General features: G+C 52.9%; 19 protein-coding genes. 9 read left to right on the top strand and 10 right to left on the bottom strand.

Features of this window, described 5'->3' with window-relative positions; all coding sequences use genetic code 11:
* Positions 1-167: 167 nt before the first annotated feature.
* Positions 168-884, top strand: a complete 717-nt coding sequence (gene rph / locus L6J37_RS09875) for a ribonuclease PH (protein ID WP_237794930.1) — start codon at positions 168-170, stop codon at positions 882-884.
* A 125-nt stretch (positions 885-1009) separates the two neighbouring features.
* Positions 1010-1651 (top strand): orotate phosphoribosyltransferase, encoded by a 642-nt coding sequence (gene pyrE / locus L6J37_RS09870; protein WP_237794928.1) that lies wholly within the window; start codon positions 1010-1012, stop codon positions 1649-1651.
* Positions 1652-1774: 123 nt separating this feature from the next.
* On the opposite strand, the gene slmA is transcribed toward pyrE, so the two are convergent.
* Positions 1775-2365 carry a nucleoid occlusion factor SlmA gene (gene slmA, locus L6J37_RS09865; protein WP_027250562.1) on the bottom strand — a complete coding sequence of 197 codons (591 nt, stop codon included), beginning with the start codon at positions 2363-2365 and terminating at the stop codon, positions 1775-1777.
* Between the two features lie 206 nt (positions 2366-2571).
* Positions 2572-3783, bottom strand: a complete 1212-nt coding sequence (coaBC, locus tag L6J37_RS09860) for a bifunctional phosphopantothenoylcysteine decarboxylase/phosphopantothenate--cysteine ligase CoaBC (RefSeq protein WP_237794926.1) — start codon at positions 3781-3783, stop codon at positions 2572-2574.
* 258 nt (positions 3784-4041) lie between these two features.
* Between coaBC and radC the strand changes: the two genes are divergently transcribed.
* From radC to L6J37_RS09830, 6 genes are all read left to right on the top strand, one after another.
* Positions 4042-4716 (top strand): RadC family protein, encoded by a 675-nt coding sequence (gene radC, locus L6J37_RS09855; protein ID WP_192015999.1) that lies wholly within the window; start codon positions 4042-4044, stop codon positions 4714-4716.
* A 204-nt stretch (positions 4717-4920) separates the two neighbouring features.
* The gene (rpmB, locus tag L6J37_RS09850; RefSeq protein WP_192015998.1) at positions 4921-5157 is read left to right on the top strand and encodes a 50S ribosomal protein L28; all 237 of its coding nucleotides are present in this window, start codon (positions 4921-4923) and stop codon (positions 5155-5157) included.
* A 13-nt stretch (positions 5158-5170) separates the two neighbouring features.
* Positions 5171-5338 carry a 50S ribosomal protein L33 gene (gene rpmG, locus L6J37_RS09845; protein WP_005371942.1) on the top strand — a complete coding sequence of 56 codons (168 nt, stop codon included), beginning with the start codon at positions 5171-5173 and terminating at the stop codon, positions 5336-5338.
* Between the two features lie 110 nt (positions 5339-5448).
* Positions 5449-5934, top strand: a complete 486-nt coding sequence (locus L6J37_RS09840; protein WP_192015997.1) for a hypothetical protein — start codon at positions 5449-5451, stop codon at positions 5932-5934.
* A 41-nt stretch (positions 5935-5975) separates the two neighbouring features.
* Complete coding sequence (gene mutM / locus L6J37_RS09835; protein ID WP_192015996.1) at positions 5976-6785, top strand: bifunctional DNA-formamidopyrimidine glycosylase/DNA-(apurinic or apyrimidinic site) lyase; 810 nt, start codon at positions 5976-5978, stop codon at positions 6783-6785.
* An 83-nt stretch (positions 6786-6868) separates the two neighbouring features.
* Positions 6869-7900: an NAD-dependent epimerase gene (locus L6J37_RS09830; protein WP_237794924.1), complete on the top strand. Its 1032-nt coding sequence runs from the start codon at positions 6869-6871 to the stop codon at positions 7898-7900.
* Positions 7901-7937: 37 nt separating this feature from the next.
* Here the strand turns inward: L6J37_RS09830 and coaD are convergent, their stop codons facing one another.
* The 4 genes from coaD to L6J37_RS09810 all read right to left on the bottom strand — a co-directional run bounded on the left by coaD (position 7938) and on the right by L6J37_RS09810 (position 11183).
* Entirely contained in the window at positions 7938-8420 is a 483-nt protein-coding gene (coaD, locus tag L6J37_RS09825; RefSeq protein WP_192015994.1) for a pantetheine-phosphate adenylyltransferase, read from the bottom strand.
* A complete protein-coding gene (locus L6J37_RS09820) occupies positions 8417-9211 on the bottom strand; it encodes a glycosyltransferase family 2 protein (protein ID WP_237794923.1) in 795 nt (264 codons plus the stop codon). Before L6J37_RS09820 ends, coaD begins: the two co-directional genes overlap by 4 nt.
* Complete coding sequence (locus tag L6J37_RS09815; protein WP_237794921.1) at positions 9208-9993, bottom strand: glycosyltransferase family 2 protein; 786 nt, start codon at positions 9991-9993, stop codon at positions 9208-9210. The genes L6J37_RS09820 and L6J37_RS09815 overlap by 4 nt, the downstream gene beginning before the upstream one ends.
* Before the next feature lie 146 nt (positions 9994-10139).
* The gene (locus tag L6J37_RS09810; RefSeq protein ID WP_192015991.1) at positions 10140-11183 is read right to left on the bottom strand and encodes a glycosyltransferase family 9 protein; all 1044 of its coding nucleotides are present in this window, start codon (positions 11181-11183) and stop codon (positions 10140-10142) included.
* A gap of 172 nt (positions 11184-11355) precedes the next feature.
* On the opposite strand from L6J37_RS09810, the gene L6J37_RS09805 reads away from it, so the two are divergent.
* A complete protein-coding gene (locus tag L6J37_RS09805; protein WP_192015990.1) occupies positions 11356-12072 on the top strand; it encodes a 3-deoxy-D-manno-octulosonic acid kinase in 717 nt (238 codons plus the stop codon).
* On the opposite strand, the gene waaA is transcribed toward L6J37_RS09805, so the two are convergent.
* The 4 genes from waaA to lpxM are packed head-to-tail and all read right to left on the bottom strand — an operon-like array spanning position 12069 to position 16333.
* Positions 12069-13340: a lipid IV(A) 3-deoxy-D-manno-octulosonic acid transferase gene (gene waaA / locus L6J37_RS09800; RefSeq protein WP_237794920.1), complete on the bottom strand. Its 1272-nt coding sequence runs from the start codon at positions 13338-13340 to the stop codon at positions 12069-12071. The two genes, L6J37_RS09805 and waaA, sit on opposite strands and share 4 nt — an antisense overlap.
* Positions 13337-14308 carry a glycosyltransferase family 90 protein gene (locus L6J37_RS09795; protein ID WP_237794919.1) on the bottom strand — a complete coding sequence of 324 codons (972 nt, stop codon included), beginning with the start codon at positions 14306-14308 and terminating at the stop codon, positions 13337-13339. Before L6J37_RS09795 ends, waaA begins: the two co-directional genes overlap by 4 nt.
* Entirely contained in the window at positions 14308-15348 is a 1041-nt protein-coding gene (gene waaF, locus L6J37_RS09790) for a lipopolysaccharide heptosyltransferase II (protein ID WP_237794918.1), read from the bottom strand. Before waaF ends, L6J37_RS09795 begins: the two co-directional genes overlap by 1 nt.
* 19 nt (positions 15349-15367) lie before the next feature.
* On the bottom strand, positions 15368-16333 hold the full coding sequence (gene lpxM, locus L6J37_RS09785) for a lauroyl-Kdo(2)-lipid IV(A) myristoyltransferase (RefSeq protein WP_237794917.1): 966 nt from the start codon (positions 16331-16333) through the stop codon (positions 15368-15370).
* Position 16334: the final 1 nt, after the last annotated feature.

Genomic DNA, 16334 nt, shown 5'->3' with positions numbered 1-16334 from the left:
ATGGCTTGATTATACGCGCCGGTACGAATAATGGAAATCTATCCTAGGTGGGAGCTTGCTGCCAGGCGTGCACTGCGACGCAGATCTGGCTATAATCGCCGGTTAATGTCTGCCGGCCGCACAGCGGCTTTGTTTTCAGCACTCAATATCAGCCAAGGTGAAACCCGATGCGTCCAAGTGGAAGAAGTGCCAGTCAAGTTCGTACTATTACTATCACCCGTCATTTCACCGCCCATGCCGAAGGGTCGGTATTGGTTGAGTTTGGCGATACCAAGGTCATATGTACTGCCAGTGTTGAAGAAAACGTGCCGCGCTGGCTGAAAGGCAAAGGCCAGGGCTGGGTGACGGCGGAATACGGCATGCTGCCACGCGCGACCCATTCCCGTAACCGTCGCGAGGCGGCTAACGGTAAGCAGGGCGGCCGGACACTGGAAATTCAGCGTCTTATTGCCCGCAGCCTGCGCGCGGCGGTGGATCTGGAAGTGCTGGGTGAGCAGATGATCACGGTCGACTGTGATGTGATTCAGGCCGACGGCGGCACGCGCACCGCGTCTATCACAGGGGCCATGGTGGCACTGACAGATGCGATCAATCTGATGATGGAAAAAGGCCAGTTGAAGAAGAACCCGCTGAAAACCACTATCGCAGCCGTGTCCGTGGGCATCTACCAGGGCACGCCAGTGTGCGATCTGGATTACGCCGAAGATTCGAATGCTGAAACCGATATGAATGTCATTATGAACCGTGATGGCAAGATTATTGAGATTCAGGGCACGGCGGAAGGGGAAGCCTTCAGTACGGAAGAATTAATGGAGATGCTGTCGTTAGCCAAAGACGGCATTGCCGAGATCATCACTATCCAGCAGGCGTCGCTGGAAAGTTAATATTTTTGGAGCGGTTCCTGTCGGAGCCGCTTTTTTTTGCCTGCAGCAAGCGAAGGCTGTGGGGGATTGACCGGCCAGCGCCCGTGTCTGGCTGAAGCATGCGACCAATCGCTCGAGGAGAAACAATGAAAGCATATCAGCGTCAGTTCATCGAATTTGCTTTGGAAAAAGGCGTATTGAAGTTTGGTGAGTTCACCCTGAAGTCTGGCCGTCAGAGCCCGTATTTCTTTAATGCCGGCCTGTTTAATACCGGTCGCGATCTGGCGCGTCTGGGCCGCTTTTATGCCGCGGCACTGGCAGATTCCGGCATTGAATTTGATGTACTGTTTGGTCCTGCTTACAAAGGCATTCCGATCGCCACTACGACTGCGGTCGCACTGGCCGATCACCATGATGTGGACACGCCTTACTGCTTTAACCGCAAAGAAGCCAAAAACCACGGTGAAGGCGGCAATCTGGTGGGCAGCCCGCTGGAAGGCCGCATTATGCTAGTTGATGATGTGATTACGGCTGGCACGGCAATCCGCGAGTCGATGGAAATCATCCAGGCCAATGGAGCAGCTCTGGCCGGTGTGCTGGTGGCGATTGACCGTCAGGAAAAAGGCAAAGGCGAACTCTCTGCGATTCAGGAGGTGGAGCGCGACTTCGGTTGTGCAGTGATCTCTATTGTCTCGCTGGGCGATGTGGTGAGCTATCTGGAAGAGCAGGATGGCATGGACGCGCACCTGGAAGCGGTGAAAGCGTATCGCGCTCAGTATGGTATCTGATTCTGCTTGTTGCAGGGCAGAGCGTGCAATGAAAAAGGGTTGGCAATGTGCCAACCCTTTTTTCTGTGTTCTTAATGCAGCTGTGTGCTGAGCCCGATACAAGAGAGGGGTGAAATGAAAAGGTTAGCTCAGTTGACCGGTCAGCAGTTCCCAGTAAGCATCGAAATTGTCATTCGGCTTGTGACGGAAGCTGGAGCGCACAAAGCGGTTATAACTGCCTTCTACCTGGCCCAGCAGCTGGGCGGATAACAGGTTTTCATCAATGGGGAAACCACGGCCTTCGCGCAGTTTGCGCTCACGGAGGATCTGACGCAGCTGGGTTTCAATGCGCTCGAACAGCTGGTTGATACGCGACTGTAACCTGTCTTGCTCAAACATCAGGGCATGGCCTGTCATGATGCGGGTGAGCCCGGGATTGCGCTCGGCAAAGACCAGCAATAACTGCAGCACCATACGCAGGCGGGTCATGGTGTCTTTTTCGTCATCCAGGATACGGTTAATACGTGTAGTGATCGAGTCTTCAATAAATTCGATCAAGCCTTCAAACATACGGGCTTTGCTGGGAAAGTGGCGATACAGTGCCGCTTCGGAAACGCCCACCTGGGCAGCCAGTTTAGCGGTAGTAATGCGCTGACTCCCCTGGTTGGATTCCAGCATTTCAGCCAGCGCTTGTAAGATTTCTTCGCGGCGGTTGTTTTTTTTATTGCCAGCCATGAATAACCGTTCCTTTTCGATATAAGACTGTGTCCGGACAGAAAAAGCCTGACTATCTTAGCCATGCGCACAGGGCATGGAAAGTGTCTGGATCAGGCAGTGTTATCTGTATCGACAGCCAGAGTGTAAGCTTGAGAGCTGGCTGCCAAAAATGAATGAACCGCTGAGTATTTTGCCTGTTTCGCTGAGAGTTCAACGAAATAGGCTTAGTCTTGTGCTTTGTAGCGGTCGATGATCTCAGTAATTAATTGTCGCCCCAGTGATGTTTTGTCTGTCAGGGGCAGTGCCTTGTCACCGTTCTTCCAATACAGGTGGAGGGCATTGGTATCACTGTTAAATCCTTGTCCCTGCTGCGCGACATCATTGGCACAAATCAGGTCGAGGTTTTTACGCTGCAGCTTGTCCTGCGCATAGCGCGCGACGTCTTGTGTTTCGGCAGCAAAGCCTACCGTAAACGGACGTTGGTCAGTCAGAGCAGCGACGCTGGCGATAATATCCGGATTTTTCACCAGTTTCAGTGCCAGCTCGTCTTGTCCTTGCTGCTTTTTCATTTTTTGTGACGCGATTTCCGCCGGGCGGAAATCGGCCACTGCCGCGCAGCCAATAAAAATATCATGCGCCTTTGCCTGCTCAGTGGCGGCCTGGTGCATGTCTGCAGCACTTTCCACATTGATACGGTTAACGCCGGCCGGGGTGGCAAGGTTGACCGGGCCACTGATCAGCGTGACGCTGGCACCGCGTTGTGCTGCAGCCTGCGCGATGGCGAAGCCCATTTTGCCTGAGCTGTGGTTGGAAAGGTAGCGTACCGGATCCAGGGCTTCTCTGGTCGGGCCGGCAGTAATGGCGATACGGACACCGGCCAGGTCTTGTGGCTGGCATGCGTTTTCTATCTCACTTACCAGTGCCATAGGTTCCAGCATCCGACCCGGGCCGACATCGCCACAGGCTTGCTCGCCGCTGGCTGGGCCCCAGATTCTATGTCCCCAGCTTGCCAGTACAGACAAGTTATCCTGGGTGGCAGGCTGACGATACATTTGCTGGTTCATGGCGGGCGCGACAGCAATCGGCGCGCTGGTGGCCAGACATAAAGTCGTCAGCAGGTCGTTGCCCATACCGGCACGAAGCCGGGCAATCAGATCGGCGGAGGCGGGTGCCAGCAGCACTAAATCGGCCCATTTTGCCAGTTCAATATGGCCCATGGAGGCTTCGGCGGCGGGGTCGAGCAGGCTGTCGGCCACCGGGTGACCGGAAACGGCCTGCATGGTAAGCGGGGTAATGAATTCCTTGGCGGCCGGGGTCATGACGACGCGAACCTCTGCGCCTCGTTCAATCAGACGCCGTGTCAGCTCTGCACACTTGTATGCTGCGATGCCGCCGCTGATCCCCAGAAGTATTTTCTTTCCTGCCAGAGTTTTCATTCGCTTGCCTGTGTCGTGAAAAAACTGGCAACAAGATATCACCAAAGTGATGAGGTTTCATCGCTTTAGTCGTGAGAAAAATGCCGTCAGGCTGTGATGGAGGGCAGAGACCGAGCTATCGCTCGACACGGCAAGGCCGGAACATTGTAACAAGACACCAGAGCTGCGCCTGGCGCCGCATTTTCAAGTACCGGGTTTTGTCTCGGGAGCAACATGTGCGTTTCTTTGGCGCAGACACAGTGAAAGGGTTGAAGCGCCATGGTATTGAAACATTTGCCTGCGGAATCGCGTCCCAGGGAGAAATTGCTGCAGCGTGGGGCCAATGCGCTGTCGGATGCAGAGCTGCTGGCCATTTTTCTACGCACGGGTCTGCCGGGCGTGAATGTGATTGAGCTGGCCGGCCAGCTGCTGGATGAGTTCGGTTCTCTGCGTGCGTTACTGGCGGCTGACTGCAAAACCTTTTGCCAGCACAAAGGGCTGGGGCCGGCTAAATATGTCCAGCTGCAGGCGGTGCTGGAGATGAGCCTGCGTTATTTATCAGAGAAACTGGCGAAAGGTGAGGCTCTCAGCAGTCCTGAATACACGCGGCAATATTTGAGCCGGATGCTGCGTGATCGCCATCGTGAGGCATTTTATGTGTTGTTTCTGGATAACCAGCACAGGGTGATTAGCGGTGAGGTGATGTTTGAAGGAACGATTGATGCCGCCAGTGTTTATCCGAGAGAGGTGGTAAAAAGATCACTGGAACTTAATGCAGCGGCATTGATTTTAGCGCATAATCACCCCTCAGGCGTGGCGGAGCCAAGTCAGGCCGATCGGCGAATTACTCAGAGGATCAGCGATGCGCTGGCCTTGGTAGATATTCGGATCCTCGATCATTTTGTCGTCGGAGACGGGGAAGTGGTTTCTTTTGCTGAAAGAGGATGGCTGTAACTATCAAGCTGATTATTGCTCAGCTTGATGTCAAACTAGGCCGAAATTGATCAAAAAGACGAGAAAGGATCTGCTCGGGACTTGAGCAACTGGTTTTGACTTAGTATAATGCGCGACCTTTGATAGCTTCGGTTAGGTGGAATGCTTTTTGCGTTCGGTTAATCGCGGTTGATATCGAGCTGAAACGATTTGGAGAAGACAGTAATGTCCCGAGTATGCCAAGTAACTGGTAAACGTCCTGTAACGGGTAACAACCGTTCACACGCACGTAATGCCACCAAGCGTCGTTTTCTGCCGAACCTGCAAACTCATCGTTTCTGGGTAGAAAGCGAAAAACGCTTCGTTAAACTACGTCTTTCTGCGAAAGGCATGCGTATCATTGATAAGAAAGGTATTGATACCGTTCTGTCTGAAATGCGTGTTCGCGGCGAGAACGTTTAAGAGGATTTGAAGAATGGCTAAAGGCATTCGTGAGAAGATCCGTCTGGTATCATCTGCCGGCACAGGACACTTCTACACTACCGACAAAAACAAACGTAACATGCCAGGCAAATTTGAGATCAAGAAATTTGATCCAGTTGTTCGCCAGCACGTTTTGTACAAAGAAGCAAAAATCAAGTAATTGGTTTATTCTGCTTTTTGATAAAAACCCAGCCAAGGCTGGGTTTTTTTATGGCTGTCGGTCAGGAAGCGGATTATGATCACTCATTCATACTTACTGCTGGAGAGACGATGAAACTGTCGCGCAAGGGATGGAACAACATCATCATCATTGGGGTATTGCTGTTTTTAGCTATGATTCAGCTGCCTGAATTGATTCAGCAGCGGCTGATGCAGGCCACCCCGGTCGAGCAAGAGTCCGTCGGATTAGTACGCTTACTCCCTGCTGACAGCAGCATTGAAAAGCTGGTGCTGCCCAGTGTTATTTTCAGCCGTCATCTCCAAGACTGGCAATCTGAGCCCGTCATAGCCGGTGATCCGTCGGCCATAGTGGCAAACTGGCAGGATGTCGCCGGTACTAAAATTGACTCAGAAACCTTTGCCCAGCTGAACGATAAGCTGGCATCGCCGCGTAGCGTGGAAGTGTGGCTGGAAAATCATGAAGAGCCTTACCGCCTGACTGTGTATCAGCTTCCCCAGTTCTGGTTATTGCAAAACTGGCAGGGAGAATGGCTGGCGATTACCGTCGAGGCCAGCTACCTGTTCCCTGAAATCTGATATCCTGCACTCACCAACAGCTAAGATTAACCAGAGAGAAGATGCCTGAATTACCTGAAGTTGAAGTCAGCCGCATGGGGATCACGCCTCATGTGGTGGGCCAGACCGTCATCAGTGTGACGGTTCGCAATGCCAGCCTGCGTTGGCCTATCCCTGCTGAATTACAGTTATTACAGGGGCAGATCATTCGTGGTGTGACGCGCAGAGCCAAATACTTGTTACTGGAAACGGATGCCGGTTTTGCCATTATTCATCTGGGGATGTCAGGCAGCTTACGTATCTTGCCCGCCGAAGTGCCACCGGTTAAACACGATCATGTTGATGTGCTGCTCGCCAGTGGTGAAGTGCTGCGTTATAACGACCCCCGCCGGTTTGGTGCCTGGCTGTGGCAGGAGCGTGACAGCGAACATCCTGTGCTGAGTAAGCTCGGGCCAGAGCCTTTGGCTGAGGACTTCGATGCCGGCTATCTGGCGAAAAAAGCCCAGGGCAAGCGCACCGTCATTAAACAGTTCATCATGGATAACCAGGTAGTAGTGGGTGTCGGTAACATCTATGCTAATGAGTCCCTGTTTGCGGCGCGTATTCATCCGCAGACTCCGGCAGGGCAACTGACGGCTGAGCGACTGGCTGCTCTGGTCGATGAAATCAAGCGGGTGCTGAGTAAGGCGATTGCTCAGGGCGGTACAACACTGAAAGATTTCAAACAAAGTGACGGTAAGCCGGGCTATTTTGCACAAGAGTTGCAAGTCTATGGAAAGGCGGGGAAACCCTGTCCGAACTGTGGACATATCCTGAATGAGGTCAAAATCGGCCAGCGTGCTACAGTCTATTGTAGTGAGTGCCAACGATAATAAGTTTGTCAGAGAGATAGGCCCTCATATCTGTCTTTAGGGAAGAGAAGGAGGGCAGCAACACGCCTTCTTCGGGGGTGTGCATGCGCATTTTGGTAACAGGAGTGGCCGGTTTCATTGGCAGTGCAGTGGCTCAGCGTTTGTGCCATATGGGCCATGAAGTGGTGGGCATTGATAATTTCAACAGCTACTACGATGTGAAGCTGAAACAGGCCAGAGTCAGGCATATTGCCCATCCGGCGCTTTTGGTGCTGGATTGCGATATCGCAGACAGGGAAGCCATTGCCCGTTTGTTTCTCACCCACAGATTTGAGAGAGTTATCCATCTGGCCGCGCAGGCCGGGGTTCGCTATTCGCTGGACAACCCTATGACCTACGCTGACAGTAATCTGATCGGCCACCTGACGATTCTGGAAGGCTGTCGCCGTCATCAGGTTGAGCATCTGGTGTATGCTTCTTCCAGCTCTGTGTATGGCCTTAATCGCAAGCAGCCTTTCTCGACCTCTGACAGCGTCGATCATCCGGTATCCCTGTATGCCGCCACCAAAAAAGCCAATGAATTGATGGCACACACCTATTCTCACCTCTATGGTCTGCCTACCACGGGCTTGCGCTTTTTTACTGTGTACGGGCCGTGGGGCAGACCTGACATGGCATTATTTCGTTTTGCCGAAGCGATCATGGCCGGGCAGCCGATCGAGGTATATAACCACGGCGATATGCAGCGCGATTTCACCTACATTGATGATATCGCTGAAGGCGTGGTCAGAATTCAGGATGTGATTCCTGCCCGCCAGCCTGACTGGAGCGCCGAACAGGGCTCTGCGGCCAGTAGTTCCGCGCCGTACCGTGTGTATAACATCGGCCATGGTCAGCCGGTTAAGCTGATGGACTTTATTGCCGCGCTGGAAAAGGCACTGGGCAGAGAGGCCAGCAAAGACTTCCTGCCGATGCAGCCGGGCGACGTTTATGCCACCTTTGCCAACACCGACGATTTATTTGAGGCGACAGGATTCAGGCCACAGGTGGGTATTGAACAGGGGGTGCAGCAATTTGTGGACTGGTATCTGGGGTATTACGGCCATCAGGGGAAGGAAAACATGACGACGCGCTAAGTGGCGAGCCGTCAGTTCTGAGTGTTCGGTTTGAGTGTTATTTAGCCAGTTTGGCTTTCAGTGCCTGTGCCACAGTCGGGTGAACGAACTGATCCACCTGTCCTTTGTGCAGCGCCACTTCTTTGACTATGGTGGACGAGATAAAAGAATTTTCCTCGGCCGGTGTCAGGAAAACCGTTTCCAGTTCCGGCATCAGGCGGCGGTTCATATTCGCCAGCTGGAACTCATATTCAAAGTCTGACACCGCACGCAGGCCACGAACCAGAATTGTAGCCTGCTGCTCACGGGCAAAATCGACCAGCAGACCGGAAAACCCCACCACTTCAACATTAGTGAGATGACTGGTGATGGCTTGGGCGAGATTCACTCGCTCCTGCAGGTCGAATAACGGCTTTTTGCTCGGGCTGAAAGCGATACCGACGACCACCTGATCGAACATGGCGGCAGCGCGCTCAATCAGATCCTGATGGCCGTTAGTGATAGGGTCAAAAGTGCCGGGGTAAATGACTCGGGTTGTCATGATTTTTCATCCAGAAATTTATCAATACCATTTTCGCAACGTGTCAGTTTCTGACGGACGGTATTTTCCAGTATCTCATCGTTCTTGGCTAACGATGATCTTGAACTCTCATCATGGTAGAGGTGGTAGCCTACGCCGGCAAATTTGAGATACAGCCTTTTTTTACCGCTATTTAGCATGCGGTGAACAAATTCACTGTCTTCACGGCCCCAGCCGACAAAGTCTTCATTAAAGCCGTTGACCTCGATCAGATCGGCTCGCCAGAATGCCATGTTACAGCCACGCGTTGAGGCATCATTATTGCGCTCATACGAGCACAATTTGCTGAGCCAGGCACTGCTGATGCAGTTGTGGCGGTTTTTAATGCCGGGAGAGAACAGATTGGGTACTACCTGCTGATGCATGATCTGCTGGCTGATATCATTGTTAGCCAGCACGCGCCCACCCTGAACGAAATAACCGAGTTTTGCCGCCTGCTTATGAGAACGCATAAAATCCGGAGACATAACAATGTCGCCATCAATCATAATGATATAGTCCGCCTGCGATTTAGCCATGGCACGGTTACGGCTCATGGCGAGCTGGAAGCCGTCATCGGGTTGCCAGGAATGTATCAGAGGGCAGGGGAACTGCGCTTGGTAGGACTGAATCAGTTCAGCGGTATCTGCTCGGGAGCCATCATCGGCGATGATCACTTCATCAGGTAACTCAGATTGGCGCTTCACGCTGTCCAATACGGCCTGTAAGGCTTCTTTCCAGTTGTAAGTCGTAATAATGAGAGCGACTTTCATTGATTTCTCTCTTTTTGATAATCCCGTAGCCAGAGATCAATATATTTTACGAAGGTCGAGTGCATGCTGAGCCACGCCAGAATAAAACCATGGCGACCATCCAGAAAACCGAGCTTAAGAATGTACATTTTCAGAAAACTGGCAAGGGCATGCAGCAAAGCGGTACCCAGTCCGGCTTTTTTCCGGCCTTCGCGTTCATCCGTCCAGGCTTTGAGGTATTGGGTGGTCTTGCCTATGTAATGGTGCAGATTGTCATAGGTAAAATGCAGTAACCGGCCTTCTAGCGGGCGGACAGTCAGGCCATCCGTCAGCACTTTTTCATGCACCAGGGCATCGTTGTAGCGGGTTTCGTCGCGGCGGTACAGGCGGATCACCCAATCCGGCGACCAGCCCGAATGGTGGATGGTTTTGCCAAAGGCGTCGCTCAGGCGGTTTATCTTAAAGGCAACACCGGTCGGGTTGCTGCTGACCGCAGACTGTATTGCCGCTTTCAGCTCAGGGGTGACCCTCTCATCGGCATCCAGCACCAGTACCCAATCTGTGGTTGCATGCTGCTGGGCGCGCTGGCGCTGCGGGCCAAAGCCGGGCCAGTCGTCATAGCGGAAGAATTTATCTGTGTAACGACGGGCAATGTTTTCCGAATCATCCGTACTGCCGGAGTCAATAATTACAATTTCGTCGACCCAGTCTTTCACCGTCTCCAGGCAGGCAGCCAGATGCTTGGCTTCGTTCTTGATGATCATCAGCACACCCAAAGTGGTGTTGGAGGTGTTAGGCGCCATTAGGTGTCCAGTTTTCAGGTAGATGAGTAGTGACTGTCAAAGCAGTGATATGCGAACGATTATGCCGACCGGGGTGGGGAATGTAAAACCCCGGCCCTGATTCAGGGATCAATCTATCGCTTTCATTTCGTCTGAAATGCATACGATCACAGTTCAGAGGTAATTTTGTCGAACATAGCGATGACGCGCTCTGCCGTGATACGTTTCATCGCTGCGTCATCTTTGACCCGGCTGCGCCAGGGCAGCAACTCAGGGGCTTTACCTGTTTCGGCCGCAATGCATTCATCGTATACACTCACTACATACTGCCGTGACAGGTAAGGGCCGGTACGTTTGGGGTTATGGTGGGCATACAATCCCAGCACCGGGGTACCGACAGCCACCGCCATGTGGGCCGGGCCGGTATCCGGCGCGCACACCAGTGCTGCTTTCTGTAGCAGGGCCAGCAGTTGTTTCAGGCTGCTCTGGCCAATCAGGTTGGTGATCGGAAAATTCAGATTTTCTTCAATGGCATTGCCCAGATCAATCTCAATCTTTGCCGGGCTGCCGGCCAGAATGATCTCATAGCCCTGCTGGCGGGCATGGCGGGCTAATTCGGCATACCCTTCCGGCGTCCAGTTTTTATAGCCTTTACTGGCTGCGGGTGTGATGACCAATGTTGCGTCCTGATGGATTTGCTGATCGGCCCAACGGTGGTCATCTTCAGATAAAGGGATATCCCACTTAGGTGTCAGATCGGTAACGCCCAGAGTGGCGGCAAACTGCATGAAGCCATCCAGTACATGGGGGGAATCCGGTGACGGGACTTTCACATTGGTGAACAGCTGCTGAAGATCGCTGCTGCGGGCGGCATCAAATCCCAGCTTGTATCTGGCGTTGATACCGAGACTGACGATACTGGCACGAATGGCGGTTTGCATATGCAAAAGCGCATCAAAACGTTCACCTTTGAGTGCCTGCCAGACAGCTTTGTAACCCTGCCAGCCCTGCTTTTTATCGAAGATGATCACCCTGATGCCCGGTAAATCTTTCAGCAGCCGTGCCTCTGCTTTACCGCAGATCCAGGTCAGGCGCGTTTGAGGCCATTGCCGCTGGATAGCCTGTGCCATGGCAATACTGTTGCAGACATCACCAATCGCCGACAGGCGCAGGATGCACAAAGACTGGGGAGCGGAGTGGAATAATGTCATGACACCTGCTTTCAACGGAATAGATGTGATTGTGTGTTGGGAATTATATACATATAGCATGCCGGAATCAGCGTGATTGCGCGAACACTGTGCAAAGATTCTGTCTATCCCATGACGGGCACGGACAAACCTGTATAAAATAGATCTTTTCAGTAGTTTGGGATACCGCGCAATGGAAATACGGGAGCAAGATAACTGCCAGGTCATGTTTGACCCTGCTTTGCTGGCAGAAGATCCCTGGCAGTGCTTTGAGCCGGATTTCTGGCAGCGTCAGCAGGCTGTGCTGGGCAGTGCCAAAGGGCGGGGAACCACCTGGTTTGTGCGCGGCGAACAGATCGATATGGCATTGCGGCATTACTTCCGTGGCGGGCTGTTCGGTAAGCTGGTGAAAGATCAGTATTGGTTTAACACCTGGTCAACTTGCCGCAGCATGGCTGAATTTACCCTGTTGCAGCATCTGGTGGAGCAGGGCGTCAGAGTGCCGAGACCCGTCGCGGCAAGGGTGTGTAAATCCGGGCCTTACTATCGGGCTGATCTGCTGACAGAAAAAGTACCGCAGGCGACTGACCTGGTGGCTCGTTTGCAGCAGGGCGCCTTGTCAGCCGGGCAATGGCAGGCGGTGGGCGACATGATTCGCCGTATGCACGATTGCCGGGTTAATCACACTGACCTGAATGCGCACAATATTTTGCTGGATAATCAAGAGCAGATCTGGCTGATCGATTTTGATAAATGCAGTATTCATCGTGACGATGATGGCTGGCAGGAGGACAACTTGTCCCGGCTGCGCCGCTCTTTTGTCAAAGAAGTCGATAAAGCCGGTATTCACTGGCAGGAAAGCGACTGGCAGCAACTGTTGTCAGGTTACCGCCGATCGCCTGCCGATTAATTAAGGCTGGCAGAGAGTGCATGCAAGGTGCGCGCTATGGCACCTTGATTGGTTTTTACCACGTCAAGGGCGGCCTGGCCTGTCTTGGCTTGTTCTGCTTTATCCGCCAACAGGCGTGACACGGCGCGCGCTAATTCCTCGCTGTTGCCGACGATTTCTGCGCCACCCGCGTTTAACAGCTGAGTGGTAATGTCGGTAAAGTTGTAATAGCTCGGGCCACTCAGAACAGGTTTTGCCAGTGCGGCAGGCTCAAGCAAGTTGTGACCGCCGACTTTGTTGCCCAGCAGGCTGCCGCCGACAAACGCGAGATCGCAGGCGCCGAGCAGCAGCATCATTTCGCCCATAGTGTCGGCCAGATAGACTTGTTTACCGGCCAGCGGCTCATTGCTCTGAGTGCGGCGGGCGGCGGTAAAACCCTGTTGATCAATCAGCGCGTAGACAGGGTCGAATCGCTCGGGGTGCCTTGGCACCAGAATCAGCAGCGCGTCAGGATGGCGGCGTAAAATCTGTCTGTGCGCCTCAAGTACCTGCTCATCTTCGCCCTGGTGGGTGCTGGCGGCAATCCACACCGGACGCTGGTTGCCCAGCTCATCTCTCAGTATTTCGCTGGCCTGTTCCAGCCCTTCAGGTAAAGCAAGGTCAAACTTGATAGAGCCGGTAATCTGTACCGCTTCCGGCGAAACGCCTAAGCGGATGAAGCGCTCGGCATCATCCTGATGCTGGCATAATACCTGATCCAGGTTACAGGCAAGCAGGTTAAACAGAGGTTGTACTCTGGCATAGCGCTGGCAGGAGCGCTCAGATAAGCGGGCGTTGAACACAGTGACGGGCAGGCCGGCATGCTTTGTTTCCGCCAGCGTGTTGGGCCAGAGCTCAGTTTCCATGATGCACAGTGCCCGCGGTTGCTGTATTCGGATGAAGCGGCGCAGTGCCCAGGGAAAATCGAGCGGCATATAGCGGTGCTCAACCAGTGATCCGAGGCGTGCGGCCTGTTCTGCTCCCGTGGCTGTTGTGGTCGTCAGCAGTATCGGTAAATCGGGATATTGGGCTTTCAGGGCTTTGATCAGCGGCGTGACAGCCAGGGTTTCCCCGACGGACACTGCATGTATCCAAAGTGGACGCTGGCCCTGCACCTGAGGACTGACCCCGAAATGCTCTTTCCAGCGCTGACCAATAGGCGGGACACCCGGCCGCTTTTTATAGAGTGACACCAGCAGTATCGGAGCCGCTACAGCGAGCAGGCAGGTGTAGAGAAAGCGCAGCATCACTTATTCGCTTCCCGTTGCCATTGGCCGGACAGTTCGAAATATTTCTTCAGTACCAGCAGACCTATCAGTTTCTCCTGCCGCGGATGACAGAACTGGTGGACGTGCTCATGAGCATTGGCAATGATAGCCTCGGCCGCTTCAGGGTGCTGATTGTAGTAGTGAATCTTTTCTTCTAAATCAGAAAAGTCATCCTTCAGCTCGACATAATGGACCCCAGCCTTGAGTGTTCCTTCCATAAACCATGTCTCGTATTTAGGTTTGGGCATCATACACAGAGAGTTCGATGACATGGCCCACTTCAGGTTAGTGGCGACATCGTTGCCTTCGATACAGAGAATAAATTTATAACCGAGCTGTTCAGCAATCGACATGAAGCCTTTATCCCACGGCTGCGGTGTGTCGCCTGGGTTGGTCTGGCCGATATCACAAAGGGGATGATTGTAGTATTGCCTGACGAAGCTGGCACGATGGGGCTGGTAGGCGGCACCGCGCCAGACGGCCTTGTCAGTTTTTTCACGAAAACTCAGCGAATCTTCAATGAAATTAAAGTGGCGGACTTTATTGAGCTTAAATAAAACGGCGTTGGCATTGTCACCGGCAATAGGTCTGGCTTTGACCAGGAACGGGTAAGGTTCCAGGTGGGTGTCATCGCCAAAGCGGTAGGTCACTTTGAAGTGCCGATCAAAGTAATGCAGGTATTCTTTCAGATCGTAATAATAGGCACTCTGACCTTTTTTGCGATAGCGCTTGATGGATACGGCTTTATCGTCGGGCAATGAGAATGCGTCATTGTGCTTGAGGTAGTAATTGACCCTGGAGGCAATGTACTGCCTGTCGTAGCTGTCCAGCGTATTCAGCAGGTACTGTAACCTGCGATGGTAGATTAGCTTGGGCGTCAGAGAGCGCAGTATGTTACGACTGTAAAAAGCGACTTTGTTATTTTTATGTCGTTGTATCAAGGTCATCATTAATCTGTTTTGGGAGTCGTTAGGTCGTCAATGGCTTGAATGACACGATCTGCCGGTAAGTCTTTCAGGCACTTAAGGTGCCCGTAGGGACATTCACGTTTAAAGCACGGACGGCACTCAATATCTGTATATACGATGGCGACCTGTTCTGCCAGTGGCGGGGTATAGTCTGGTGAGGTCGAGCCGTAAATAGCGACTACTCTACAGCCAACCGCCGCGGAGACATGCATCAGCCCCGAATCGTTACTGACAACCGTATGGCAGGCAGCGAGCAGATCAACCGCTTCAATCAGGCTGGTTTGTCCGGCTAAATCGTGGCAGAAAGCTTGTAATTCAGCGGGAAGGGCTTGTTTGATAGCGGCGGTGACAGGCTGATCTTTTGCCGAGCCGAACAGCCAGACCTGTTTACCCTGCTCAATCATTCTCTGCGCGACCTGAGCAAAATAGGCGTCAGGCCAGCGTTTGGCCGGACCAAATTCCGCCCCCGGGCAAAGGCCAATCACAGGGCGATCGCTATTGAGCGCCAGGCGCTTCATTGCGCTGGCCTGATTGTGGCTGTCAACCGTCAGTGCCGGCTTGGGCAGTAGCGGCAGCGCCGCACTGCCTGTCATGTTCGCTTTGGGATAAGCCAGTGCGCAGTAGCGCTCGATCATCAGGCCGAAATCACGCTTGTTGCCACGCAGATCAGTGAGCAGACCGTAGCGGCTTTCTCCTTTCCAGCCGGTACGGACCGGAATGCGGGCAAAAAACGGGATCAGCGCAGATTTCGCCGAATTAGGCAGGATATACGCCTGATCATAGCAATGCTCACGCAAAGAGCGTCCAATCCGATAGCGACCTTTGAGGTTAAATTCACCGTGGCCGATTGGCATCTCAAGCGCGCGGTGCACCTCGGGCATGCGCTCCAGGATAGGCCGGCACCAGGCCGGTGCCTGCACATCAATCTCAGCCTGCGGATACCGCTGTTTCAGACTGGTATACAGACATTGCGACATCACCATGTCGCCAACCCAGGATGGACCGATAATAAGAATTTTCATATGACGCTGCTCATTAACTTCAGTAGGGTTTGCTGCCATCAGGGCGTGTTTTCAGCAATTGCAGATTCCACATGTACTGCTCAGGGTAGGGGGCGACCATTTTTTCCAGTGCGTTTGCCAGTAAATTGGCATCATGCTGCGCATCAGGCCCCGGAAGTGGTTTCAGTGCCGGGGAGATATGAATCTCAAATTTACCGTTTGTCGTGTTGTATACAGGGATCATAGGTACTACGGAGGCGCCTGTCAGTTTGGCAATCTTACCCAGACCAGAAAATGTCGCCTTTTGAGTCGCAAAGAAATCAGTAAACTGGCTCTGCTCTGGCCCGAAGTCCTCATCAGGCAGGTAATAGCCGAGAAAACCTGACTTGATTGCACGAAAATAAGGCTTTAATCCGCCTTCTCGTGCATAACAAATTCCCCCATACTGCAGACGCTGACAACTGATTAACCAGTCGAAAACGGGTTGGCGATGTTGAGGCTGCATCAAAGCAGCGACAGGCAGACCCAGTGATGCCCAGTAGATAGCCGGAAAGTCAATGGCCCAGCAGTGAGGGACTAAAATAATGACAGGATTGCCTGCTTCAACTTCTTTATCAATATTTTTCTGACCGAAAACTTCAGTGCGCTGCTGGAGATGGCGGCGACTTCTGAACAACAATTCGCCCATGGCCAAAACCACTTTGGCGGCGACTGTGAACATGGCGTCGATTTTCTCTTCCCGTTCTTGATCGGTCAGTTCCGGAAAGCACAGTGTCAGGTTAACTCTGGCACGGTGCCGTGCTTTCTTGACTTTCCGACCTATGTGCAAACCCAGAAAGCCCGCGATTGGATCGCGGATTCTCCAGGGCAACAGTGCCAGCAGGCTTAACAGCAGAATACTGATCCAAGTTCCCCAATGACGGGGGTGCAAAAAAGACCACTGGAAAGACGGACGATAGCCTGGTGCCAGTTCATCCTGTGATACGCGGGTTCGGACTGTAGTCAAA

This window comes from Photobacterium sp. WH77 (assembly GCF_022014395.1).
Classification (GTDB): Bacteria; Pseudomonadota; Gammaproteobacteria; order Enterobacterales; family Vibrionaceae; genus Photobacterium; species Photobacterium arenosum.
This window is presented reverse-complemented; position numbering and strand designations above follow the sequence as displayed.

Coding starts and splice junctions, on each gene's coding strand:
- rpmB (WP_192015998.1), top strand. CDS start 4,921: ATGTCCCGAGTATGCCAAGTAACTGGTAAACGTCCTGTAACGGGTAAC.
- L6J37_RS09810 (WP_192015991.1), bottom strand. CDS start 11,183: ATGACATTATTCCACTCCGCTCCCCAGTCTTTGTGCATCCTGCGCCTG.
- L6J37_RS09795 (WP_237794919.1), bottom strand. CDS start 14,308: ATGATGACCTTGATACAACGACATAAAAATAACAAAGTCGCTTTTTAC.
- waaF (WP_237794918.1), bottom strand. CDS start 15,348: ATGAAAATTCTTATTATCGGTCCATCCTGGGTTGGCGACATGGTGATG.
- L6J37_RS09830 (WP_237794924.1), top strand. CDS start 6,869: ATGCGCATTTTGGTAACAGGAGTGGCCGGTTTCATTGGCAGTGCAGTG.
- radC (WP_192015999.1), top strand. CDS start 4,042: ATGGTATTGAAACATTTGCCTGCGGAATCGCGTCCCAGGGAGAAATTG.
- L6J37_RS09820 (WP_237794923.1), bottom strand. CDS start 9,211: ATGAAAGTCGCTCTCATTATTACGACTTACAACTGGAAAGAAGCCTTA.
- rpmG (WP_005371942.1), top strand. CDS start 5,171: ATGGCTAAAGGCATTCGTGAGAAGATCCGTCTGGTATCATCTGCCGGC.
- pyrE (WP_237794928.1), top strand. CDS start 1,010: ATGAAAGCATATCAGCGTCAGTTCATCGAATTTGCTTTGGAAAAAGGC.
- coaD (WP_192015994.1), bottom strand. CDS start 8,420: ATGACAACCCGAGTCATTTACCCCGGCACTTTTGACCCTATCACTAAC.
- L6J37_RS09840 (WP_192015997.1), top strand. CDS start 5,449: ATGAAACTGTCGCGCAAGGGATGGAACAACATCATCATCATTGGGGTA.
- mutM (WP_192015996.1), top strand. CDS start 5,976: ATGCCTGAATTACCTGAAGTTGAAGTCAGCCGCATGGGGATCACGCCT.
- L6J37_RS09815 (WP_237794921.1), bottom strand. CDS start 9,993: ATGGCGCCTAACACCTCCAACACCACTTTGGGTGTGCTGATGATCATC.
- coaBC (WP_237794926.1), bottom strand. CDS start 3,783: ATGAAAACTCTGGCAGGAAAGAAAATACTTCTGGGGATCAGCGGCGGC.
- rph (WP_237794930.1), top strand. CDS start 168: ATGCGTCCAAGTGGAAGAAGTGCCAGTCAAGTTCGTACTATTACTATC.
- slmA (WP_027250562.1), bottom strand. CDS start 2,365: ATGGCTGGCAATAAAAAAAACAACCGCCGCGAAGAAATCTTACAAGCG.
- L6J37_RS09805 (WP_192015990.1), top strand. CDS start 11,356: ATGGAAATACGGGAGCAAGATAACTGCCAGGTCATGTTTGACCCTGCT.